Consider the following 20,071-nt stretch of genomic DNA (forward strand, 5'->3'; position numbering starts at 1 on the left):
CGGTGGATAACCGGTAGCCACAACACTATGTATGGACTATTATTCCACTGTGAATCAAGCAGTAATATCAATATCAAATCAATAATAATTCAGGCTGGATCCATTGCGGTCCAGTCTGTCCATATGCTCCCAGCCCCTTGTCCTGTAAGGACTCATACTGTATCCTGCTTTTCCCAATGATGTTCCCTATACAGTTCTGAAGAACACTTTGGAAGAAAAAGTTGCAATTTTTGTTGAATGACAGGCAGTTGTATAGGGAGATTGCTCGGAAACTAGGTGTGGATACCAATACCGTAATTAAATATGAAAAATTTATAGATACCAAAAGTAGTTCAAGAAAGGAATTTCATAAAGGTAATGATTTGGTAAATGAGAACCGAAGTGAATGGATGCTGCTTCAAAAGGACTACCCCAACCTTACGAAAACCCAATTAAGAAGGAAAAGTCGAAGGAAAAGTCCAGTGGTATATGCTTTCTTATTTAAGAACGATAGAAATTGGCTCAACGTAAATTCACCAAAACGGCAAAAGGTTGAAACAATAAATAACCGTGTTAATTGGTTGAAAAGAGACCCGGAAGTATTAAAGAAGGTCCATGAGGTGGTTGTGGGTGTAAATAATATAAGCGGGAAGCCCATAAGAATTACAGTAAAGTCACTTGGAGACCGCATTGAAGAGAGGGCCTTGTTGGAAAATCATTTGGATAAGTTGTAGGAAACGAAGGTGTTTATTTAACAAGTTTTGGAATCAGAGAAGGATTTCCGTCTGAAAAGGGTAAAGTACGTAATTAGAGAAATGAAAGAGGAGGGAGAAGTGATTAAAGGATGGGAGGTTCTGAGGAAAGCAGGTATTAAAAAGAAGTTTTATGAGGAGATTATTGAGTTTCTTAAACATTATAATTGGTATAAACTCAAAGTAACATATAATAGGTGTCCTATATTAGGGATACCTTTTTATTATTAATAAAAGTCAAAAATGAGAGGCTATAATGAAATAAAAATGTAAGCATTTTTACATTGAGGTGAGGTCATAGTTGTTCCATTAATTGCTGCTTATTGTTTGCAACCAAATACAGAAATCGGGAAAAAATTATTGGAATTTTGGAACTCCTCTTATACATGTTAAACTTTTCCTGTAAAATAGAAATTAACATCAGGAAAATTATATCGGGAGTAGGAAAAGTTGGGAGGGAGTAGTTTGATAGAAAAGATTAGTATTAAGGAAGTTGCATCCTATGATTCAAGGGGAATTGAAGTTAATTTGAGTAAGATCAATTACATTTACGGAAGCAATGGTACCGGAAAGACAACTATTTCTGAATTTCTAAGAAATAGCGACAATCAAAAGTATTCTTCTTGCAATATAGAACGGAAACAAGGGAGTTCTGCCTTCGATTTGTTTGTTTACAATAGAAATTTTGTCCAAGACAACTTTAATATCAGGAATGAAATAAAAGGGATTTTTACTTTAGGTAAAGAGTCTACTGAAATATTGACCTTAATAGACGAAAAATTGAAGGGTGCACAGAGACATCAAGAACGAATTGGAAATTTAGAAAAGAATATAGAAGAAAAAGAAGGGAAATTAGAAACCTTACAATCAGAATTTGTTGATCAATGCTGGGAATTAAAGCAGAATTATGATGAAGTTTTTGAAGAGGCTTTTACAGGTCTTCGCAATAATAAAAAGAGATTTATGGAAAGATGTTCGGATGAAGCTACAAATAACAACAGTGATTTATATACATATGAAGAATTAAAGAACAGAGTTGATTCGGTCTATAAAAATTCCCGAGAAAAAGTTAGGGTAATTCCAGAAGTACACTACGATAGCTCTTTAGAGAAACAATCAATATTTCAAACGAAAATAATAGGTAAAAAGGATATAGATATTGCTAGATTAATATCTGAACTAAATATAAGTGACTGGGTACAGAGAGGGCATAGACATATGGAAGATTCAAATGGTGTGTGCCCATTTTGTCAACAAGAGTTACCCGAGAGTTTTAAGGAAAAGTTGGATGAATATTTTGATGAAACATACACTGAACAAATACAAAATCTTAATTCATCCATAGAAAAATATAAAAGAGATACATTTGGCTTTTTTGAAAAGTACAATTTTCTTATGACTGAAGACATACCTTATATTAATAAAGAAAAAATAACATCTCTATTTGAAATAATTAATTTAACGTATAAAGAAAACACTCAGCTGCTTGAAAGAAAGAGACATGAGCCAAGTAGGAGCATTGAGTTAAGTTCAATAATAAGTTACCTTGAGCAAATAAATTCAGAGGTCGACCGTGCTAATATACAAATAATTGAATTAAATAGGGTAATTGATAATATTAAAGAAGAAAGAGAAGTGTTAACAAAAGAAATATGGCGATTTATTGTGGAAGAGAATAAGAGTCATTATGAAAATTACATGAGTAATTTTACAAGAGAGAATAGCGCTTTAGTGGGAATGAAAAGGGGTAAGGAAGAGCAAAAAACTCACAAAAAGAGACTAGAAGATGAAGCGATTGAGTTACAGAATCAACTTACGAGTGTATTACCTTCTATTCATGAAATCAATATGCTGCTTAAATCCTTTAGTTTCACAAATTTTCAGTTGGCAGAATCTGCTGAACAGGGTAATTACAAAATTGTAAGGCGAAATGGTGAAGATGCAAATGAAACATTAAGTGAAGGAGAGAAAACCTTTATTACCTTCCTGTATTTCTATCAGCTCATTAATGGCAGTAATGATCAGGACAAAGTAAATACAGCAAGAGTAGTTGTGGTTGATGACCCTATTTCTAGCTTGGACAGCAATATACTATTTATGGTGAGCAACCTCATAAATAATTTGAAGAAAAAGGTAAGGAGTAATGAGTCTAACTTCAAACAATTAATTATTTTGACACATAATGTTTATTTTCACAAGGAGATTTCTTACAACAAAGGTAGGAGCAATAAAAAGCAACCTGATGAAATATTTTGGATTATCAGGAAGACAGGTAATATATCTTACATTAGTCGATATGAAGAAAACCCCATTAAGAATTCATATGAACTACTTTGGAAAGAATTACGTGAAAATTCTAATTCAATAACAACTCCTAATATTATGAGAAGGATATTAGAAAACTACTTCAAGTTCTTCGGAAACGTTGATATTAATGAAATTGTTGAAGGGTTCCTAGATGATGATAAGGTGGTTTGTAATTCTTTACTTTCTTGGGCTAATGATGGGTCACATCATGTGAATGATGATCTATATGTAGATAGTAGCCAAGAACAAAATACAATCTATTTTGAGGTATTTAGAAAGATTTTTATAAATTCTAATCATGAATCTCATTTCAACATGATGATAGGGAACATTGTTAATGAAGTGGAGAAGAACGAAGCAAACGATGAGGCTGAAAAGGAAATACAAGAGGCATTAACACAAGTTGCTGTTGGTAAAGAATAAATTACAAGGAGGGGAACCTTGATGTCAAAAGCTATCCATTACGACCTTACAACCTTCGAAGGTACAATACAATCACTCGGTAAATACTTGAGTATAACAGAAAGAGAAATTAGTAAATATATCGCTAATAATAAGGATAATTATGATTGTGATGAGTTCATTGAATTATTTCAAATAACCGATGAACAATTGTTATCAAGTGAGCTTATAATGTCCTCTCTCCATGTTACCACTAATAATGATGGTTGTTCGAGTATAAAAAAATACGGGCTAATTAATTTACAACAAGCTATATTGTTAGACACTCCATTAAATAAATACTTACAAAATAATGGTGTCCAAATAGATTTAGCAAAGAAACAAGTTCATTATAAAGGGGGAATTTACGATATAGCCAAGGATTATCGAGGCCTTTCAGGACGAGATTCAGCCGAATGGGTGAGTTTTAAATTATTTGAGGATTATCAAATTAATTCATTCTTTTTCAGTGAAAATGTATTAAATTATGGAGGAAACGTGAATGAAAGTCCCGAGTTTCTATATAATTTAGCACAACTTCTGAAAGATGGAAAAATACAATATGATTGGGTGAATGACAACAACAAAAAATGCTACGTAATTAAGTTCGAGGCACCTATTAGTAATATTAAAAATTTTTATAATAGGATTTACACAGAAAATCTTGAGGAAACAGAAATTAATTTGATGAATAGAAAATGGATTATCGAAAAATCATTATCAATAATAAATGAGGGGGTTTTTTATAGTAGACAAACTGATGAAATTTATTGTGAGTTGAAACCAAATGTTTCTGTACCATTCAGTAATATTATGAAAATATATTCTCCAAATGAATACTTAAAAGAATACAAAGTGATTAAAAAATGAACGTGAGAATCATAATATCTCTTTTATTACTCAAAACGGAACCTGTGATTGCTGTAATAATGAAGTAGGTAAATTTAAATATATAATACAAAAATGAATAATTATATCATATTCTGTTGCAATTATCAAGGTGAAAGAAAAAAGGAAACGATACTATTAATTTTAGATACTGCAATATATCAGCAACACTAAATATTTCTGTTATAAAAGACTATTACATATGGGAAGCTAAAAAATTTCCTCCTTGTTCGGGTGTATATATAATTTATGGCAGAAATGATGAGCCTTTATATGTAGTTGTAACTTTCCTCTTCCAAACGCTACAAAGTTGGTACCCACTGTCAGATAGTCGGTTCCCGACTAGCAGGGAGTCGGGGGATAACCGGTAGCCACAACACTATGTATGGACCATTACCATTGTGAATCAGGCAGTAATATCAATATCAAATTAATAAAAATTCAGGCTGGATCCATTGCAGTCCAGTCTTTTTCTATGTGTCCATATGCCCCAACCCCTGCCCATACTGTGTCCTGCTTTTCCCAATGATGTTCCCTATACAGTTCTGAAGAACAGGAAAAGAAGAAAATAAACCATGAGAAAAGAGAAGAATTCTGTTTCTCTTCCCGTGTTTTTTCTTATTTCTTTCTCTTTCAGGGAAAATTCTTTTTGAATAGAAAGAGTATTCTGTATAAATCAAACACGAAAAAAGAAAGGAAAATCGAGGTAAGATGGCCGTTTGAGGGAAGAACTTAATAAAACTGAAAAAAAGTTAAAAGAGGGGGAAGAGTTTACAGTTGAAAAGGTTTGATGGAGACTTGAAATGAACTTGGTAAGGTACCAACTTAAACGAACACCAAAATCTGAATCCCACTGAATTAGAATAGTAGTTTTAGTTGACAATGTTTAAAATTTAGCATATCTTATACGTAACTTAATAATCGGCGCAGATGTTTATTTTCGTTTGTTACATTATTAGGTCTTTAGCATTCTTTCAACTCATCTTGACAGGATGAAAAAGTATCCTAATTTAAATCGAAGAGAAGCATAAGTCGATTTTATTTAATAATTAAGCACTATATTAAAATGTAGCGATGATTTCATTCCTTTAGAAGGAAGTTAAAACATAGCATATAGTAAAATGACCAATAATAAGGTAGCTCTTCAAAAAACTTCCCAGAAGTTAGTTGAAGTGAAGCCGACAATTTTCAGGATTCAATGATCTAACATAATCATTGAAATTTTGAAGTTGTCGGCTTTTTTGTTGGAAAAAAATAGAGATAAATAAAAATTGAAATAAATAATAGACAAATATGATCTGATTGAAAGGTCTTTTGACCAATAATGAGTTTTAAAAAAAGGGAGAATTTTGAAATGTTAGTTTCGCTGAGTTTGTCATCATTATTAACATTATTTTTTATTACGCTTATTGCTTCTGGGATAAGTGGACTATTGTTTTTACATCCTCGCGTATCCTTGGGTTTTGTTCGCATTCATATTGGTATCTTGGCTTTACCGCCGTTGGTTTCCTTAGTAATTCTTGCCAATAGGAGTGTGAATGGGAATGTTGGCCCTTGGCACTTCGATTCCTTAGCTTGGTTAATGACTTTCTTTGTTCTGACAATTGGTTTAATCATTCAGCGTTTTTCTGTACGTTACTTAATGGGTGATCGATCTTATCGAAAATATTTTACGCTTTTTACTTTCACTACAGGTGCTGCTTCAATTGCGTGGTTAAGTGGTGATCTCCGCCTGATGGTTATTTCTTGGGGAGCAACTCTTGTCGGTTTAACCCTGCTTATCAGGTTAAACAGTGCTTGGCAAGTCGCTGGTGAAGCAGCCAAGGTTACTGGCCGATTATTTTTGTTAAGCTGGCTTTCTTTGTTTCTCGCGATAGTTTGGCTTTTTCAAGTCACAGGTCAATGGCAGCTATCATTGGTTTTAACAAATGATAGCTTAGCTCAACTGGGGGCATGGGAGAGAACAGGGATTAATCTATTGATTGTATTAGCAGTGATCATTCCTGCGGCTCAATGGCCATTTCAAAGATGGTTAATTGAGTCTATTGTTGCTCCAACTCCTGTTTCTGCGATTATGCACGCAGGTTTAGTAAATGCAGGCGGTATTATACTCACTCGATTTTCACCTCTATTTAACGGTGGTATCGCTTCAGTTATTTTACTTCTGCTTGCTAGCATTTCTGTATTGATAGGAACGGGTATTAGTTTGGTCCAGGTTGACTATAAACGCCAGCTAGTAGGCTCCACGATTGCACAAATGGGGTTTATGCTCATTCAGTGTGCACTAGGGGCTTATATCGCAGCCATTATTCATCTTATTTTACATGGTTTATTCAAAGCTACGTTGTTTTTACAGGCTGGTTCGGCAGTAGGGCGTCATGAAGTATCGGCTCGTACTAATGAAAGAACATCCTATTTATGGGTCATGGCTGGTCGGATTTTATCCTTAGTTATAGGCGTTGCTTTTTGGCTCGCTGCTCCTGGAGAGGGATATCAATTCATTAGTGCGCTGATCTTAGGGTGGTCATTGTCCGTTTCTTGGACTCAGCTTGTCGCTTTTGGAGAGGGCCGAATTGGCCGAATTGCCGGCTTCACTGTTTTAGGAGGAGCAGCCCTCGTATATTTTATCATTCATAACCTTTTCTATAAGTGGCTGCATACAACCATTTTTCAAAGTGTTCAACCTCCAATGTCAGCTGTCATGATTGTCGTATGTCTCTTGCTATTTGGCAGTGCTTTAGGTACTTGGGTTGCTCGTCATCGTTCTTCAGATTTCTTCGCAGTACTCTATCTTTGGTTAGTACGATTAGGTGAAGCAAAACCCAAGACAGTAGAGAGTCATCCAGACTACCTTAAACAATATTTATCATAAGGAGGTAATAAGCGTTGGGCATTACATCCGTATTAACGAAAGAAAGTGTAAAAAAGAAAGAGACAGATATTGATGTTCAAGAAAGAGATATTAACGTTTTAATTGAATCTGCCAGCCGAGTCATTGCACCGCTTTGGCCTATTTCAACATTTGCTGCACGTAACCCGTGGATGGGACTTGAAAACCAACCTTTTGATCAGGTTGCAAGTTGGCTGAAACATACTCGTGATGTTGATATATACCCTAGTGCATCTATGATCCGATCAGCAAAGAATAAAGGTGAGATTGATGAAGATTTTGTAGAAATGGGGCTGCAGCATTGGCTTGATTCACATTCCTTTCATATCCTAAGGGATGTGGCAGAGCGATTTTGTCATGCTGGATTACAATTAGAACCACTGCCTTCCGACCTTTTATCATCACATAAGCTGGAGAAATTGGTGAATGAATGCAGTGGACTGGATCATATCGAGAATGTTTTTATGCAGCCAATCAGTTCGTATATAGAGAATCAGGATGGTGAAAAGGTAGTCAACATACTAGACCATCATGTCATTAAGTGGAGTAAATTATATCTTGATGACTCTCAGGCAGGTTGGACAATGCCCAACCGTGAGGAAGGTTTCTATCGTGCCTGGCAGCATCTCATTCAGTATGATCCGGCACTTAGTAAGAAGCAGCGTGAAAGATTAAAAGGTTGGCCGCAAGAGGCACATTTGGCTTTACAAGAAGCGTTATTCGCACTAGAAATCCCTGAATCAGAAATACAGCGTTATCTTGAAGGCCATTTACTTTCCTTACCCGGATGGGCAGGGATGATGCTTTGGCGCTCCCAACAATCGAGCCATGAACATGCACTTCTAACAGAATATTTAGCAGTTCGAATATCCATGGAATGGGCTCTTATAAAGCCATATTTACCTATTAATAATGAACGATTTGAGAATAAAATTTCAATTACTCCCCTTATAGCAGCTTGGATACATTGGGGGGGGCTTACATTAGAGGAATGGTCACAGATGCCGGCTGATGAACAAAACGAATATTTATCATTTGCCTACAGCTTTGATGAGAAACTTCGCAGGAAACTTTGGTTAGAAGCTTGGGAACAAACATACACTGATCGATTAAGCCAGAAGATCATCTCGAAACAACGTGAAACCGACGGTAAAAAATCTGCATTAGCTCAATTAGCATTCTGCATCGATGTACGGTCAGAGCCTTTTCGTCGTCAACTAGAAAAAGCAGGCCCGTTTGAAACGATTGGTGTTGCTGGTTTCTTCGGGGTGCCGATTGCAACTTGTGAACTTGGCAGTCAACACAGTCATGCCTCCTTGCCGATCATACAAAAACCACAACATAAAGTTAAAGAGTTCGCAGATGAAGATGTACTCGAAAAATACAACCAACGAACGCAAGCGGTTCATTCTTTAAGCCATACATTTAAAACGATGAAGCAGAATGTGCTTTCGAGCTTACTACTGCCTGAGCTAAGCGGACCTTGGCTTACTCTACAAATGGCAGCCCGTAGCTTTGTGCCAAGAAAGGCGGGTCGTTTCATTCGTAATCTCCGTGAGGCTTGGCTGCGCAAACCTGATACAAAACTCTCGCTTCATTATGATGCTACAGAGGCAGAAATACCTTTGGGTTTTACTGATGAAGAAAAAGTGAACTATGCTCGGCAAGCACTAAAAATGATGGGATTAACAGAGAATTTTGCACCCTTAGTCGTGATTTGCGGACATGGCAGTCAAAGCACCAATAATCCTTATGCCGCGGCTCTTGATTGTGGTGCCTGCGGTGGAGCGGCCGGCGGATTCAATGCAAGAGTTTTAGCTGCTTTATGTAATCTTTCAGAGGTAAGAGAAGCTCTCTTAACTGAAGGAATGAAAATCCCTGAGGATACGGTTTTTGCAGCAGCTGAACATAATACAACGGTGGATGAATTACATTGGCTTTATGTACCAGAGCTTTCCGAAGCTGCACAAGAAGCATTTGAGCAAATTGAAGCTGCTATGCCGAAAGTGAGACATCGTGTAAACGCAGAACGACTGGCCCAATTACCGAATGTCCAATCAAAACTTAAAAATCCGAAGGCTGAGGCAGACCGATTTGCGGAGGATTGGAGTGAGATACGTCCGGAATGGGGACTGGCTCGTAATGCCGCTTTTATTATCGGCCAACGTGAATTAACCCAGGATTGTGATTTGGAAGGAAGAGCCTTTCTCCATAATTATGATTGGAAGCAGGATGAAAGCGGTGAAATCCTAGCAAATATTATTGCAGGACCTGGAACTGTGGCCCAATGGATTAATTTACAATATTACGCATCAACAGTAGCACCTCATTATTATGGCAGCGGAAATAAAGCAACACAAACCGTTACTGCAGGTCTCGGAGTGATGCAGGGGAATGCAAGCGACTTGTTAGCCGGACTGCCTTGGCAATCCGTCATGCAATCAGATCATGAGGCTTATCATTCTCCTCTTCGTTTGTTGATTGTCATCCAAGCGCCTAGACAACATGTAGAACGGTTATTAAATAATGACCCAGTATTTCTGCAGAAAGTTCAAAATGGATGGGTTCGACTGGCTAGTATTGATCAAGAAGGATGTTGGGAAAGCTGGTAACCATGAAACTAAACAAATGGATTTGTTACTCAATATAAAAATGATAAACATAAGGAAGAGGTGTGTTATATGTATGTAAATAAAAAAGTATTATTTTTGACGGACATTGAAAACGGTTTGGAGCCTGTTTTACAAGAAGTGACGAACACTCCAGCAGAAAATATGCTGACTATCCAAAGCTATGGTGCCGCTATCTCACATCCTTATGGAGAAATCATGAGATCTGTTATTTTTGCGATTTACCAGGAAGATGTTGAGGAGGTCTTTGTAGTAGGAACAAAAGATAAGCGGACTTCAACAGATCATATGCTAACTCAACTTGAAACAATGAAAGATAAAATACAAACATTGGATTATCTCTTTCAAAATTGCAAGCCTGAATTTTTAGGCGATACGGTCGATGAGTGGCTAAATGTAGATAGCAGTGGCGCTGTTGAAAAAAGTGTTGATATCATTCGTCAACATCCACTGGTGCCGTCATATGTTAAAGTAAGAGGTTTAATCGTTGATCATAAGGATGGGGAATCCTCAATTGTGGAGGTTCCTTCTACTAAAACAGGTCAAGCCTTACCTGATCATTGCTTGTCATGATGGAGTGAAGTGGTCAGCTTCTACACTCATATATGGGGAGAAAGCAGTTTTAAGGAGGATGTAATGGGTGCTAGTATAACTGATTTTGTCACGAAAACAATAGAGGAAATGACTCTGTTTGATCGAGAAAATATGGAATGTATGAAAAAAGTAATAAGAAAAGCAATTCATTTTTATCATTTAAAATCTTATGAAGAAGTTGAGGAAACCCATTTAGGGAGCGTTCGATTTTTGCATGTACACTCTATGATGGAAGAAAATATGTTATCCAAAATTGTAGCGGTCACAAGAAACGGCACAACTGATTTGGATATTGAAGGTGTATATGAAGGACATGTTGTAAGAGAATATTAATGAGACGAAATAACGAATAGAATATGCCAATTATTTTGCCAGGAGATGTGTTATATATGAAAAAAACGAAAGGTTCTATTGAATCAGAGATCAGTAAGTCCATTACGCAATGGGAGAAGGATTATCTTGGGCGCGGGTCTGTATCTGTTAAAACTGATATACTGCGGGATATGATTATCGTTAATTTAAAAGGAATTTTAACACCAGCTGAATATGCAGTTTGTGGATCAAAAGAGGGTATGTTATCTATCAAACAAACTCGTTCGGAGTTAGTTGAATCAGGGATAGAGGGTCTAAAGGATATTATCCTAACGATAACCGGAGAAAAAGTGATAAGTTTTCATACTGATTTAAGCTCTCGGACAGGTGAACGCGTGATGGTATTTAAATTATTTAATGATCTGGAGAAAAATCTATAATATTTGGAGAGATAAAAAAGCAGAATGAGAGCAAAGTATATATAAAGCAGCGCTTTCTAATGGTCAACCTAACAGTAGATATGCGAAAGTTAAGTTCTGTAATACCTCCAACTGGCCTGAAATAAGTCTTCAGATTTTTAATGTCTAAAAAGAAGTCAGTCATCAAAAACGAAAAAACGAATTGACATATCGGAATATAACGATATAATAAACGATATGGAACCAATTGAAGTATTCAAAGCCTTATCAAATGAATCAAGGCTGCAAATTTTGCAATGGCTGAAGGAACCTGATCGTCATTTTTCACCCCATGAAGGGATTGATATGAACACAATCGGGGTATGTGTCAGTCAAATAACAGACAAATTGAAAATGACGCAATCAACGGCTTCCCAATATCTCACCATCCTTTTAAGAGCCGGCCTGATTAAGGCGGAGCGTATTGGAAAGTACACTTATTACAAAAGAGATGAAGAAGCCATTGGGAAACTTGCGGACTTTCTTAAAACAGAGATATAAAAAATAAACATCAAAAGATGTTTATTTTTACACCATACATATCGACATATTACGATGTGTTTATTTTTTAAATTAACATATCGATAATTCGTGATATGTTGTTATAATAAAAAATTAAGGAGTGAACGTTTATGTCTAACACCTTGAAAATTTATATGTTAGCCATTGTCAGCTTTTTAGTCGGAACTTCAGAGTACATCATTTCGGGTATTTTGGATCGCATTGCTCATACACTCGGGATCACCTTGGCTGCCGCGGGCCAGCTCATTACGATCTTTTCACTTGTATATGCTCTTTTAACACCCGTACTCATGGCGTTGACAGCAAGTATGGATAGACGCAGATTGATGATTTATGCTCTCGGTTTGTTTGTGTTCGGCAATATCTTGGCCTTTGTTCTGCCTGGTTATGGTTGGTTTATTGCAGCGCGGATCATTATGGCGATGGGAGCGGGTGTGGTTGTTGTAACCGCATTAACGATTGCCGCTAAGATTGCGCCGGAAGGGAAGCAGGGCAGTGCCATCGCTACGGTCGTTATGGGATTTACCGCTTCTTTAATCATTGGTGTTCCGCTTGGAAGAATGATAGCAGTAGCATTAGGCTGGAAGTCTGTATTTGGTGCAATTGCTTTGTTGGGATTGATCGCAATGGCCGTTATATTCTTTACTCTTCCGCATACTGAAGGGGATAAACCTGTACCTTTGCTTCAACAGCTTGCTCTTTTCAAAAAACGGAAAGTGGCGATGGGATTATCAATCACTTTCTTCTGGCTCGGGGGATATTCTGTTGCTTATACCTATTTGTCACCTTATCTCTTGAACATTTCAGGAATAAGTGGCAAGCTGCTTAGCGGTGTTTTGCTTATATTTGGAATTGCCAGTTTGGTTGGATCAAAGTTTGGGGGATATAGCACCGATAAATGGGGAGTGCCCTTTACACTCGTTGGCGGGATGACATTGCATATCGTCACACTGATTCTGCTGTCACTTGTCACCCATTCTCATATCGGAGTGTTGGTGATTCTGATATTATGGTCGTTTGCCGCATGGTCTACCGGTCCGACACAGCAATTTCACCTGGCTACAATAGAACCGGGGATGTCAGGTGTTTTGCTTAGCATGAATCAGTCAATGATGCAATTCGCCATGGCAGTCGGCGCAGGTATAGGCGGGGTTTTTGTAGAAAACGTATCATTGGCCTCGATTACCTGGATTGGTGCATTAGGGGTTATGATTGCCATTATTGCATCATTGATGATTTTTCATTCACAACCGAAACAGGCGCTAAAAGATATCAATCAATAATACTTCTTAAAATTCAATGGGTTCATTTCGAAAGATCTAACATCCGCTCGTAAATACAAGCGGGTGTTTTTTTATAGGCGCTCAACTAGAAGGCACACTGAAGCTGAAAGGGATTTTTGCCGACGGAGAGCTGAAGCACAGCAAGTTATAATATACTAGGAAGGGAAATAACGGTATGGCGGAAGGGTTCTAGCGCTTCTCGCCTGTAAGATCATTACTTTGAGGATGTGTCATCGTGAATCAAAAGACGTACATTGAAATGAGCAGGACATCGCAGTACATCAACAAATTGAGAGAGTATTCAGTGCTAATTGATGGGGCTGAGATGGGAAATATCAAAGATGGAGGGAGGCTGCGAATTGATTTGCCGCCTGGTGAGCATGTTATTCAAGTGAAGATTGCTTGGTGTACAAGCCCAACTTTGAGGTTTACTTTAGCGGAAGGAGAAGTGTTGAAGTTTAGATGCGGAAGTCCGATCCGGGGATGGAAGTTGCTTTTGGCGCTTTTTTCTGTTTTGGGCCGTCCTGAAAATCATTTGTTTATCGAGCAGGAAGAAGAGAAAAAGGCTTTGTGGTGATTTTATGTTACTACATGGATAAATATCGCTGAATTCTGTTTTGTGAAAGTTTAATTGACATAAGAAAGAATGGCAGCCTTCTCAATATCGTGCTCCTTAGAGCAGGCTGCCAATAAGGAATTCTCGTTTGTCAATTTTCATAATTTCATTGAGAAACTAAATACTCCTTAATCAATTGCCACCTGTCACGAGCATTCATGATGAACTCCGATGCAATGGCTACAACCAGGTTTTTCTCCGGAACACAGCAAATCACATTGCCGCCATCCCCAAGTGCTGAGTATGAGAAAACACCTTCCTCTTCACGCAGCCACCATAGATAGCCGTAGTTATTAGCGTTCATCGCAGTTGATTGGTCAATCCATGATTCAGGAATGATTTGTTGATTGTTCCAAGTACCATGATTCAAATAAAGATAACCAAACCGTGCCATATCCCGCGGAGTCATCGTAAGCCCCCATCCTCCGGTTGAATTGCCATCCGGATCATTAACCCATCCCTTCACGTTTTTTCCGAATAGATCGTCAAAGCCGAATGATTGCATACCATAATGCGGGATTTCTTTCACGCCGATCGGTTTAAACAGGCGCTCGTTGGCGAATTCGCGGGCACTTTTTCCTGTTCTGCGGGTGATGATGGCTGACAGCAGGTGGGCGCCTGCGGTGGAGTATTTAAATGTGCCGATCGTTCCTCCTTGACCCAGCATACCGAGCGTATAGGTAATCCAATCTGGCTGCATGCACATCTTATCGAGCGGTTCATGCCAGTCTTCAAATGGATAGGGAGCTGTCATCGTGAGAATGTGGCGTATGGTGATGTCTTGTTTTTGTTTATTATAAGGATCCGGAACGTATTCTGGGAAAAAGTCCAGCACGTTTTGGTCGACACTTTTTATGTATCCTGCATGTATCGCAATCCCAATAAGAGCTGACATGATACTTTTGGTTACTGATGCTACATGATGCGTATCATTCGGTCCATAGCTATGATAATAGCGCTCAAAAGCGATGTATCCATTTTTCACAACCACAATACCGTTTATATTGCTGTATTCGGACTTTATTTTAGGGTCAAGCTTAGACAGTTTTTCGGTGTCCATCCCTAAGGCTGCCGGGTCTGCAGTTGGCCAGTCGTTTCTTTGCATGGCAGTTACCTCTCTTTTTTCTTTATTGGAAAATACACTTCAGTTACAATATCCTCTGGGACACCAGCTTGCTGGTGATCGGTTACATACACTTCATAGGGGGATTGCGCCAATTCATAGCCTTCATCTTCGACCCATTCCCTCAGCTTAGCGTATACGGATGTCAATTCTGAATAGGGGCCCTTTAATACAGACTTTGCGCATAGGCCTCCGCGCAAATCTCTTGTAGCTCTAGCAATCTCCTCTATTGGAATCGCAAACTCTGTATCATTGCCGGCAGGGTTGTATTCAGGGCTGTGATAAATGGTCATGGGCGTGCCGAGCAAGGTAAGTTTATCAACCGCAATTCTTTCATATAGCCTGCTAAAATATTTTTCGTATCCTAGGGCATAGTCATGACTGCTCATCATTTTGCGTAAATACAGGATGTTCATTGGCTGGGTTTCAGCAAGTACTACTTCTATATCGTCAAGCCATGACATCATTGGTTTGCCTTTCTCTGCACGCAGAATATCGAGGTTCAATTGGGTAAGGGTATATTCATAAGCATTGATCTTTTCCTGTACTTCTTTTCTTTTTCGCTGAAGGGCAGAACCAAGCTTTTCTTCAGCCTGATCCTCTTCCAAATCGAGGGTGGCTTTGATTTCTTCCAGAGAAAAATGATACGACTTTAAACGGTTAATCAAGAGCATTTCTTTGAGCTGCCTGATAGAATAATATCGATATCCATTTTCAGGATTAATGTCCTCGGGGTGGATGAGTCCGATTTCATCGTAGTATCGCAATGTTTTTGTTGATACTTTGCATATCTTTGAAAATTCACCGATCGACAGCAAGCGATCACCTCCATGCTCCAAATGTACACCTTTCCGTAAGGGCAAAGTCAAATATGAAAATAAAACTGTTCCAAAGTTAATCAGTTATTTATTTTCATGTCGTATCCTTTCCGTATCAGGGAAAGGAGCATCATATGAAAACATTATGGAAAGTCGTAAAAATCTTTTTTGGCAGCATAGGCGCTTTGATTTTGCTTGCAGCCGTCTCGGTTTTTATCTACCACCATTACCAGCTAAATAAGGAAGCAGCACTCCTTAAAGAAAAAGGCACATTAGTCGATGTTGACGGTAAAAAGATGAATGTGTATCAAGAGGGAAGCGGGAAGGATACGTTTGTGTTTATGTCCGGTTCGGGGATTGCGGCGCCTGCTTATGAGATGAAAGGGTTGTACAGTAAGTTTTCAAAAGAAAACAAGATTGCTGTAGTGGATCGTGGGGGCTATGGCTACAGCGACGTGTATGATGATGACAGGGATATTGATACAATATTAGAACAGACGAGGAAAGCGCTTCTGCAAAGCGGGAATAAGCCTCCTTATATTTTAATGCCTCATTCCATATCTGGGATTGAAGCGATATATTGGGCGCAGAAATATCCTGAAGAAATTAAGGCGATTATTGCGATGGATATTGGATTGCCTCAGCAGTATGTCACGTATAAATTGAGCGGGATTGACAGACTGAAAATGAGAGGATTTCATCTGTTAACTTCGATTGGTTTTCATCGATTTATGCCTTCCGCAGTATACAATCCTGAGGTGATTCGGCAGTCGTTTTTAACTGATGAAGAAAAAGAAATCTATAAAGCCATTAATTTTAAGCAATTTTTTAATGCTGATATGGAGCATGAGCTTTTACAGTCTTATCAAAATGGCAGCAAATCTATGAATTTGCCGGCGCCAAAAGACACCCCCGTCCTCATTTTAGATGCGGTCTCTGACCAAAATAGAAATTCAAAGTATGCCATACAAAACCGAAAAGATTATGAAGAGTTTGCGGCTCAATTTAATACAGCCGATATAAAGGAACTAAGGGGAACACACAGTATTTATTTATATCAGCCCGATCAAATATATAAACTTTCCATGGAGTTTATAAGAAAGGTTCGCTAATGAAGAGTTATCATATTTTACTCGTGGAAGACGATGTCATGATTGGTGATCTGCTGCAGAAGATTTTGCAGCGTGAGGGATATCATGTGATGTGGAAAACAGATGGAGCGGATGTGCTTTCGGTGATTCAGAAGGCGGATTTGGTCATTATGGATGTGATGCTGCCGGGTGAGGACGGGTATCAAATGTCTAAGAAAATAAAAGATTTGGGGTTAAACCTTCCTATTATTTTTCTGTCCGCCCGCAATGACATGGACAGCAAGCTTCAAGGGTTGAAAATCGGCGAGGATTACATGGTAAAGCCTTTTGATCCGAGAGAACTGCTGCTGAGAATGAAAAATATGCTTGAGCATCATTATGGCACCTTTACGCAAATCAAACATTTGTATATTGATGCAGACACCAAAAAGGTATTCAATGGGAGTTTGCACCATGAAGTGCTGTTTACCGCGATTGAGCGGAAAATATTCTTCTATCTGTATGAAAACAGAAACAATATTTTAACAAAGGAACATTTCTTTGATTATCTATGGCAGCTTGAAGACAGAAATCCGAATATCGTGAATGTGCACATTAAAAAAATCAGAGCGAAAATTAATGATTTAGCGGGTGAGATCATTGAAAATATCTATGGAGAAGGGTATCGGCTGAATACCGTTGTGAAGAAATGAAGCTAAAGACAAAATATCAGTTGTTATTATGTACGGCCGTCATTAGTGTTCCGGTACTGTTGCTGGCGGTTAGCATTTTGATGTCGGTGATTTATGACAGCGTGTTTAAACCGATCAATCATGGCATGCCCTTTCACAGGTCTTTTGCGTATCCGGCAATGCTGGCTGTATTTTTATTATCACTTTTATTGTTAGCTTTTTTATTTTCAAAATCGATCCATTCTCTGCTGCGTAAAATCAATCTATTGAATCAAACCATTCGGCATCTGGCGAGTGATCAAAAGGTGCCCGATAAAATAGAAGTGAAACGCGCTGATGAAATTGGCGAATTGATCAAGTCTGTCAACTTGTTAATTGAACGGACAACGTACCGGGAACTGGAACTAAGACAGCGAGAGGAAATAAAAAAGGAGCTGCTGCAAAAACTAAGGCATGATATTAATACACCTTTAACAGCCCTCAGGCTGCAGTTATTTTATTTGGAGAGCCAGTGCCAGGATCAAACCGCATTTGAATCTTTGTACCAGCAAATTGAATATATTGCGGAATTAACGAATGAATTCAATCATTACTCAGCCGAAACGTTAGAGAGTTCTTATATTGTAAATGACGAAGTCGATATTTCTGTTCTATTAGAAACCACAGTGAAAAAGTGGGATTATTTATACAGTATCAATGGCATTGAATTGCAATTTAAGCCGTCAGATCAAAGTTTGATATGGGTGAGCAACAGTTTATGGATCCAAAGGTTATTCGATAACATTTTTCAAAATACGCTAAAGCATTCGAAAGCTGAAAAGCTGGAAGTCACGATAGAAAACGGAGCTGTTTCGATTCGCGATGATGGCATTGGATTTGATAGAGATCAAGATAGTAACGGGCTTGGGTTGAAGATTATTGAGGATATATGCCGGTTGCTTCATATTAGCTATGAGCTGCAGACAAATGAAAATGGGACTGCGTTTTTGTTTTCAAAAAAGTGATCCGGCTATGTTTTTCTTTCTTCCGAACAATTATATATAATAGGAAGCAGAAAAGGGGTGAACAGCATATGTTTAAAAAAATCATCAAAACGATCAAGTCCCTCTCAAGCAGCTCGAGTGATCGCCATCACAGACACCGGCACTACAGCAGCAGCCGGCGCCGCCATTACCGCAGCTACAGCAGCAGTTCTGGCAGAAGAAGACATGATGATCGTTATGGCGGCAGTCACCGCTACAAACGCCGGAGCTACAGCAGCAGTTAATCGCAAAAAAAGTTCTTGTTCCGCATTGGGACAAGGGTTTTTTTATGTCACTGATTGAATCGCACGCTTCAGGTCTTCGCGAATGGAAGCCGTGTGCTGATACTCTTCATCAATGCCCAATAATTTTTTCAGCAGCAGGGTTACTTCTTTTGTCAGCGTTAATTCCTCCAGCCAAGTGGCGTTTTTCTTCTTTTTCCCTTTATATTGAGAGTACAGCAGGAACAACAGGGTTTCTCCGAGATCGAAGAAGTCATCCTGTTTTCTGAGCTTTAATTCCTCATCTTCTTCATGAGATAACTGTTTGGCAAGGCCGAAATCGATAAGATATACGTTACCGTGATTCATCATAATGTTTGGCGTTCTGATGTCAGTGTGAAAAATGAGACGTTCATGCAGGTATTCTACAATGTCCAGCAGCTGAGACATCAGCTGTAATGCCATCAGCTCTGTAAACGGCTGTTTTTGAAAAAATAACAATTCCTCTATATTATCTCCCTCGACCAGCTGCATGACATAGCAGGCTTGTCCGTCTATGATGAAGTCTTCTATGAAGGCCGGGATTTGCGGGTGGTTGATGCTTTTGAGCAGACCAATTTCCTGCTGAAATCGGACTCTTTCCTTTTGTTTTTTGGCTTTTGTCGGACGGAGCTGTTTTAAGACGTACGGTGTTTGCGTATGAACATCGGTGCACACATAAACCAAGCCGTAGCCGCCCATGCCGTGGCATTCTTCGATTTTGTATTGGTTGTTCAGTAGGACACCGTTCTTCAGTGGGCGGTCAAATAATAGCTTTTTTAACTGTTTTAATGCCATTCGCGCTGCACTTCCCTTGATTGTACTGATTATAGTTTATCAAAACAATTGCATCTTGGGCTAAGTCTATTCTATGGAAGCTTAGCATAAAAAAGAGCCGAATCCCTGTAATGGCAGTGATTCCGGCTGCGGAAACAGAATAAGTACAAGTAAATAGAACTGACAGCATGAGAGCGAATTGAATGATCCATTTTTAGCCATGAGAAAGCCTCCTTTTTTTCGTCATACATGAAGTTTCAGATGTAAATAAATGTTTTAAGAGGTTGATATATACAATGGATTTGCCGATAAATAGAGAAGAGAGAATTATTCAGGAGGGAATCGAATGCGTCTGGATCGTCAATATATCCGCACCCAGCTCATGGCACAGAATATCACGAAAAAGGTTTCGGCTGATAAAGGCAGGAGTACATCGGCAGAGGTGCTGGGAAAGGCATACAGTCGGCTTGAAACATTAAAACGTCAAACCGGCGTAAATTATTAGGTAAGCTGTTCATCGTGAACAGCTTATTTTTTTATGCCCATCTCTTGAGAGCAGCTGTATCATGTATCGTTTTCAATATTGTCATGATTTCATTATATTCATATAAAAGATTTTAATGAAAGTGATAGATCA

Annotated in this window: 18 protein-coding genes and 1 pseudogene; 16 read left to right on the forward strand and 3 right to left on the reverse strand. The window is 38.5% G+C overall.

The window, feature by feature from the left end; genetic code table 11:
- Positions 1 to 218: 218 nt before the first annotated feature.
- The 11 genes and pseudogenes from AU387_RS00160 to AU387_RS00215 all read left to right on the forward strand — a co-directional run.
- Positions 219 to 713: pseudogene (locus AU387_RS00160) on the forward strand (TnsD family Tn7-like transposition protein); the annotation flags it as partial.
- A gap of 483 nt (positions 714 to 1,196) precedes the next feature.
- On the forward strand, positions 1,197 to 3,461 hold the full coding sequence (locus tag AU387_RS00170; protein ID WP_059334381.1) for an ATP-binding protein: 2,265 nt from the start codon (positions 1,197 to 1,199) through the stop codon (positions 3,459 to 3,461).
- Positions 3,462 to 3,482: 21 nt separating this feature from the next.
- The gene (locus AU387_RS00175) at positions 3,483 to 4,349 is read left to right on the forward strand and encodes a hypothetical protein (RefSeq protein WP_059334382.1); all 867 of its coding nucleotides are present in this window, start codon (positions 3,483 to 3,485) and stop codon (positions 4,347 to 4,349) included.
- Between the two features lie 1,372 nt (positions 4,350 to 5,721).
- On the forward strand, positions 5,722 to 7,239 hold the full coding sequence (locus tag AU387_RS00180) for an NADH dehydrogenase subunit 5 (protein WP_059334383.1): 1,518 nt from the start codon (positions 5,722 to 5,724) through the stop codon (positions 7,237 to 7,239).
- A 14-nt stretch (positions 7,240 to 7,253) separates the two neighbouring features.
- On the forward strand, positions 7,254 to 9,869 hold the full coding sequence (locus tag AU387_RS00185; protein ID WP_059334384.1) for a DUF2309 domain-containing protein: 2,616 nt from the start codon (positions 7,254 to 7,256) through the stop codon (positions 9,867 to 9,869).
- A 69-nt stretch (positions 9,870 to 9,938) separates the two neighbouring features.
- Positions 9,939 to 10,460: a carbonic anhydrase gene (locus AU387_RS00190; RefSeq protein WP_059334385.1), complete on the forward strand. Its 522-nt coding sequence runs from the start codon at positions 9,939 to 9,941 to the stop codon at positions 10,458 to 10,460.
- 63 nt (positions 10,461 to 10,523) lie between these two features.
- Positions 10,524 to 10,814, forward strand: coding sequence for a DUF6407 family protein (locus tag AU387_RS00195; RefSeq protein ID WP_059334386.1), 291 nt, complete (start codon positions 10,524 to 10,526; stop codon positions 10,812 to 10,814).
- 56 nt (positions 10,815 to 10,870) lie between these two features.
- Positions 10,871 to 11,233, forward strand: a complete 363-nt coding sequence (locus AU387_RS00200; RefSeq protein ID WP_059334387.1) for a Na-translocating system protein MpsC family protein — start codon at positions 10,871 to 10,873, stop codon at positions 11,231 to 11,233.
- Between the two features lie 216 nt (positions 11,234 to 11,449).
- Positions 11,450 to 11,752: an ArsR/SmtB family transcription factor gene (locus AU387_RS00205; RefSeq protein ID WP_044162143.1), complete on the forward strand. Its 303-nt coding sequence runs from the start codon at positions 11,450 to 11,452 to the stop codon at positions 11,750 to 11,752.
- A gap of 131 nt (positions 11,753 to 11,883) precedes the next feature.
- Positions 11,884 to 13,056 (forward strand): MFS transporter, encoded by a 1,173-nt coding sequence (locus AU387_RS00210; RefSeq protein ID WP_044162141.1) that lies wholly within the window; start codon positions 11,884 to 11,886, stop codon positions 13,054 to 13,056.
- A gap of 235 nt (positions 13,057 to 13,291) precedes the next feature.
- Positions 13,292 to 13,633, forward strand: a complete 342-nt coding sequence (locus tag AU387_RS00215; protein WP_059334388.1) for a hypothetical protein — start codon at positions 13,292 to 13,294, stop codon at positions 13,631 to 13,633.
- Between the two features lie 145 nt (positions 13,634 to 13,778).
- Here the strand turns inward: AU387_RS00215 and AU387_RS00220 are convergent, their stop codons facing one another.
- The gene (locus AU387_RS00220; RefSeq protein WP_059334389.1) at positions 13,779 to 14,777 is read right to left on the reverse strand and encodes a serine hydrolase domain-containing protein; all 999 of its coding nucleotides are present in this window, start codon (positions 14,775 to 14,777) and stop codon (positions 13,779 to 13,781) included.
- Between the two features lie 5 nt (positions 14,778 to 14,782).
- Complete coding sequence (locus AU387_RS00225; protein WP_059334390.1) at positions 14,783 to 15,613, reverse strand: MerR family transcriptional regulator; 831 nt, start codon at positions 15,611 to 15,613, stop codon at positions 14,783 to 14,785.
- Between the two features lie 134 nt (positions 15,614 to 15,747).
- On the opposite strand from AU387_RS00225, the gene AU387_RS00230 reads away from it, so the two are divergent.
- The 4 genes from AU387_RS00230 to AU387_RS00245 are packed head-to-tail and all read left to right on the forward strand — an operon-like array spanning position 15,748 to position 18,700.
- The gene (locus AU387_RS00230) at positions 15,748 to 16,725 is read left to right on the forward strand and encodes an alpha/beta fold hydrolase (RefSeq protein WP_059334391.1); all 978 of its coding nucleotides are present in this window, start codon (positions 15,748 to 15,750) and stop codon (positions 16,723 to 16,725) included.
- Complete coding sequence (gene ybdJ, locus AU387_RS00235; RefSeq protein WP_059292074.1) at positions 16,725 to 17,396, forward strand: two-component system response regulator YbdJ; 672 nt, start codon at positions 16,725 to 16,727, stop codon at positions 17,394 to 17,396. The genes AU387_RS00230 and ybdJ overlap by 1 nt, the downstream gene beginning before the upstream one ends.
- Positions 17,393 to 18,379, forward strand: a complete 987-nt coding sequence (gene ybdK / locus AU387_RS00240) for a two-component system sensor histidine kinase YbdK (protein WP_059334392.1) — start codon at positions 17,393 to 17,395, stop codon at positions 18,377 to 18,379. The genes ybdJ and ybdK overlap by 4 nt, the downstream gene beginning before the upstream one ends.
- 57 nt (positions 18,380 to 18,436) lie before the next feature.
- Positions 18,437 to 18,700, forward strand: a complete 264-nt coding sequence (locus tag AU387_RS00245) for a hypothetical protein (protein WP_059334393.1) — start codon at positions 18,437 to 18,439, stop codon at positions 18,698 to 18,700.
- Here the strand turns inward: AU387_RS00245 and AU387_RS00250 are convergent.
- Positions 18,685 to 19,455, reverse strand: coding sequence for a serine/threonine-protein kinase (locus tag AU387_RS00250; protein ID WP_059334394.1), 771 nt, complete (start codon positions 19,453 to 19,455; stop codon positions 18,685 to 18,687). The genes AU387_RS00245 and AU387_RS00250 overlap by 16 nt on opposite strands.
- A gap of 325 nt (positions 19,456 to 19,780) precedes the next feature.
- Here AU387_RS00250 and AU387_RS21440 point away from each other — a divergent pair, with 325 nt between their 5' ends.
- Positions 19,781 to 19,939, forward strand: a complete 159-nt coding sequence (locus AU387_RS21440) for a hypothetical protein (RefSeq protein ID WP_175422405.1) — start codon at positions 19,781 to 19,783, stop codon at positions 19,937 to 19,939.
- The last annotated feature ends 132 nt before the right edge of the window (positions 19,940 to 20,071 follow it).

Source organism: Bacillus halotolerans (assembly GCF_001517105.1).
Taxonomy (GTDB): Bacteria; Bacillota; Bacilli; order Bacillales; family Bacillaceae; genus Bacillus; species Bacillus halotolerans.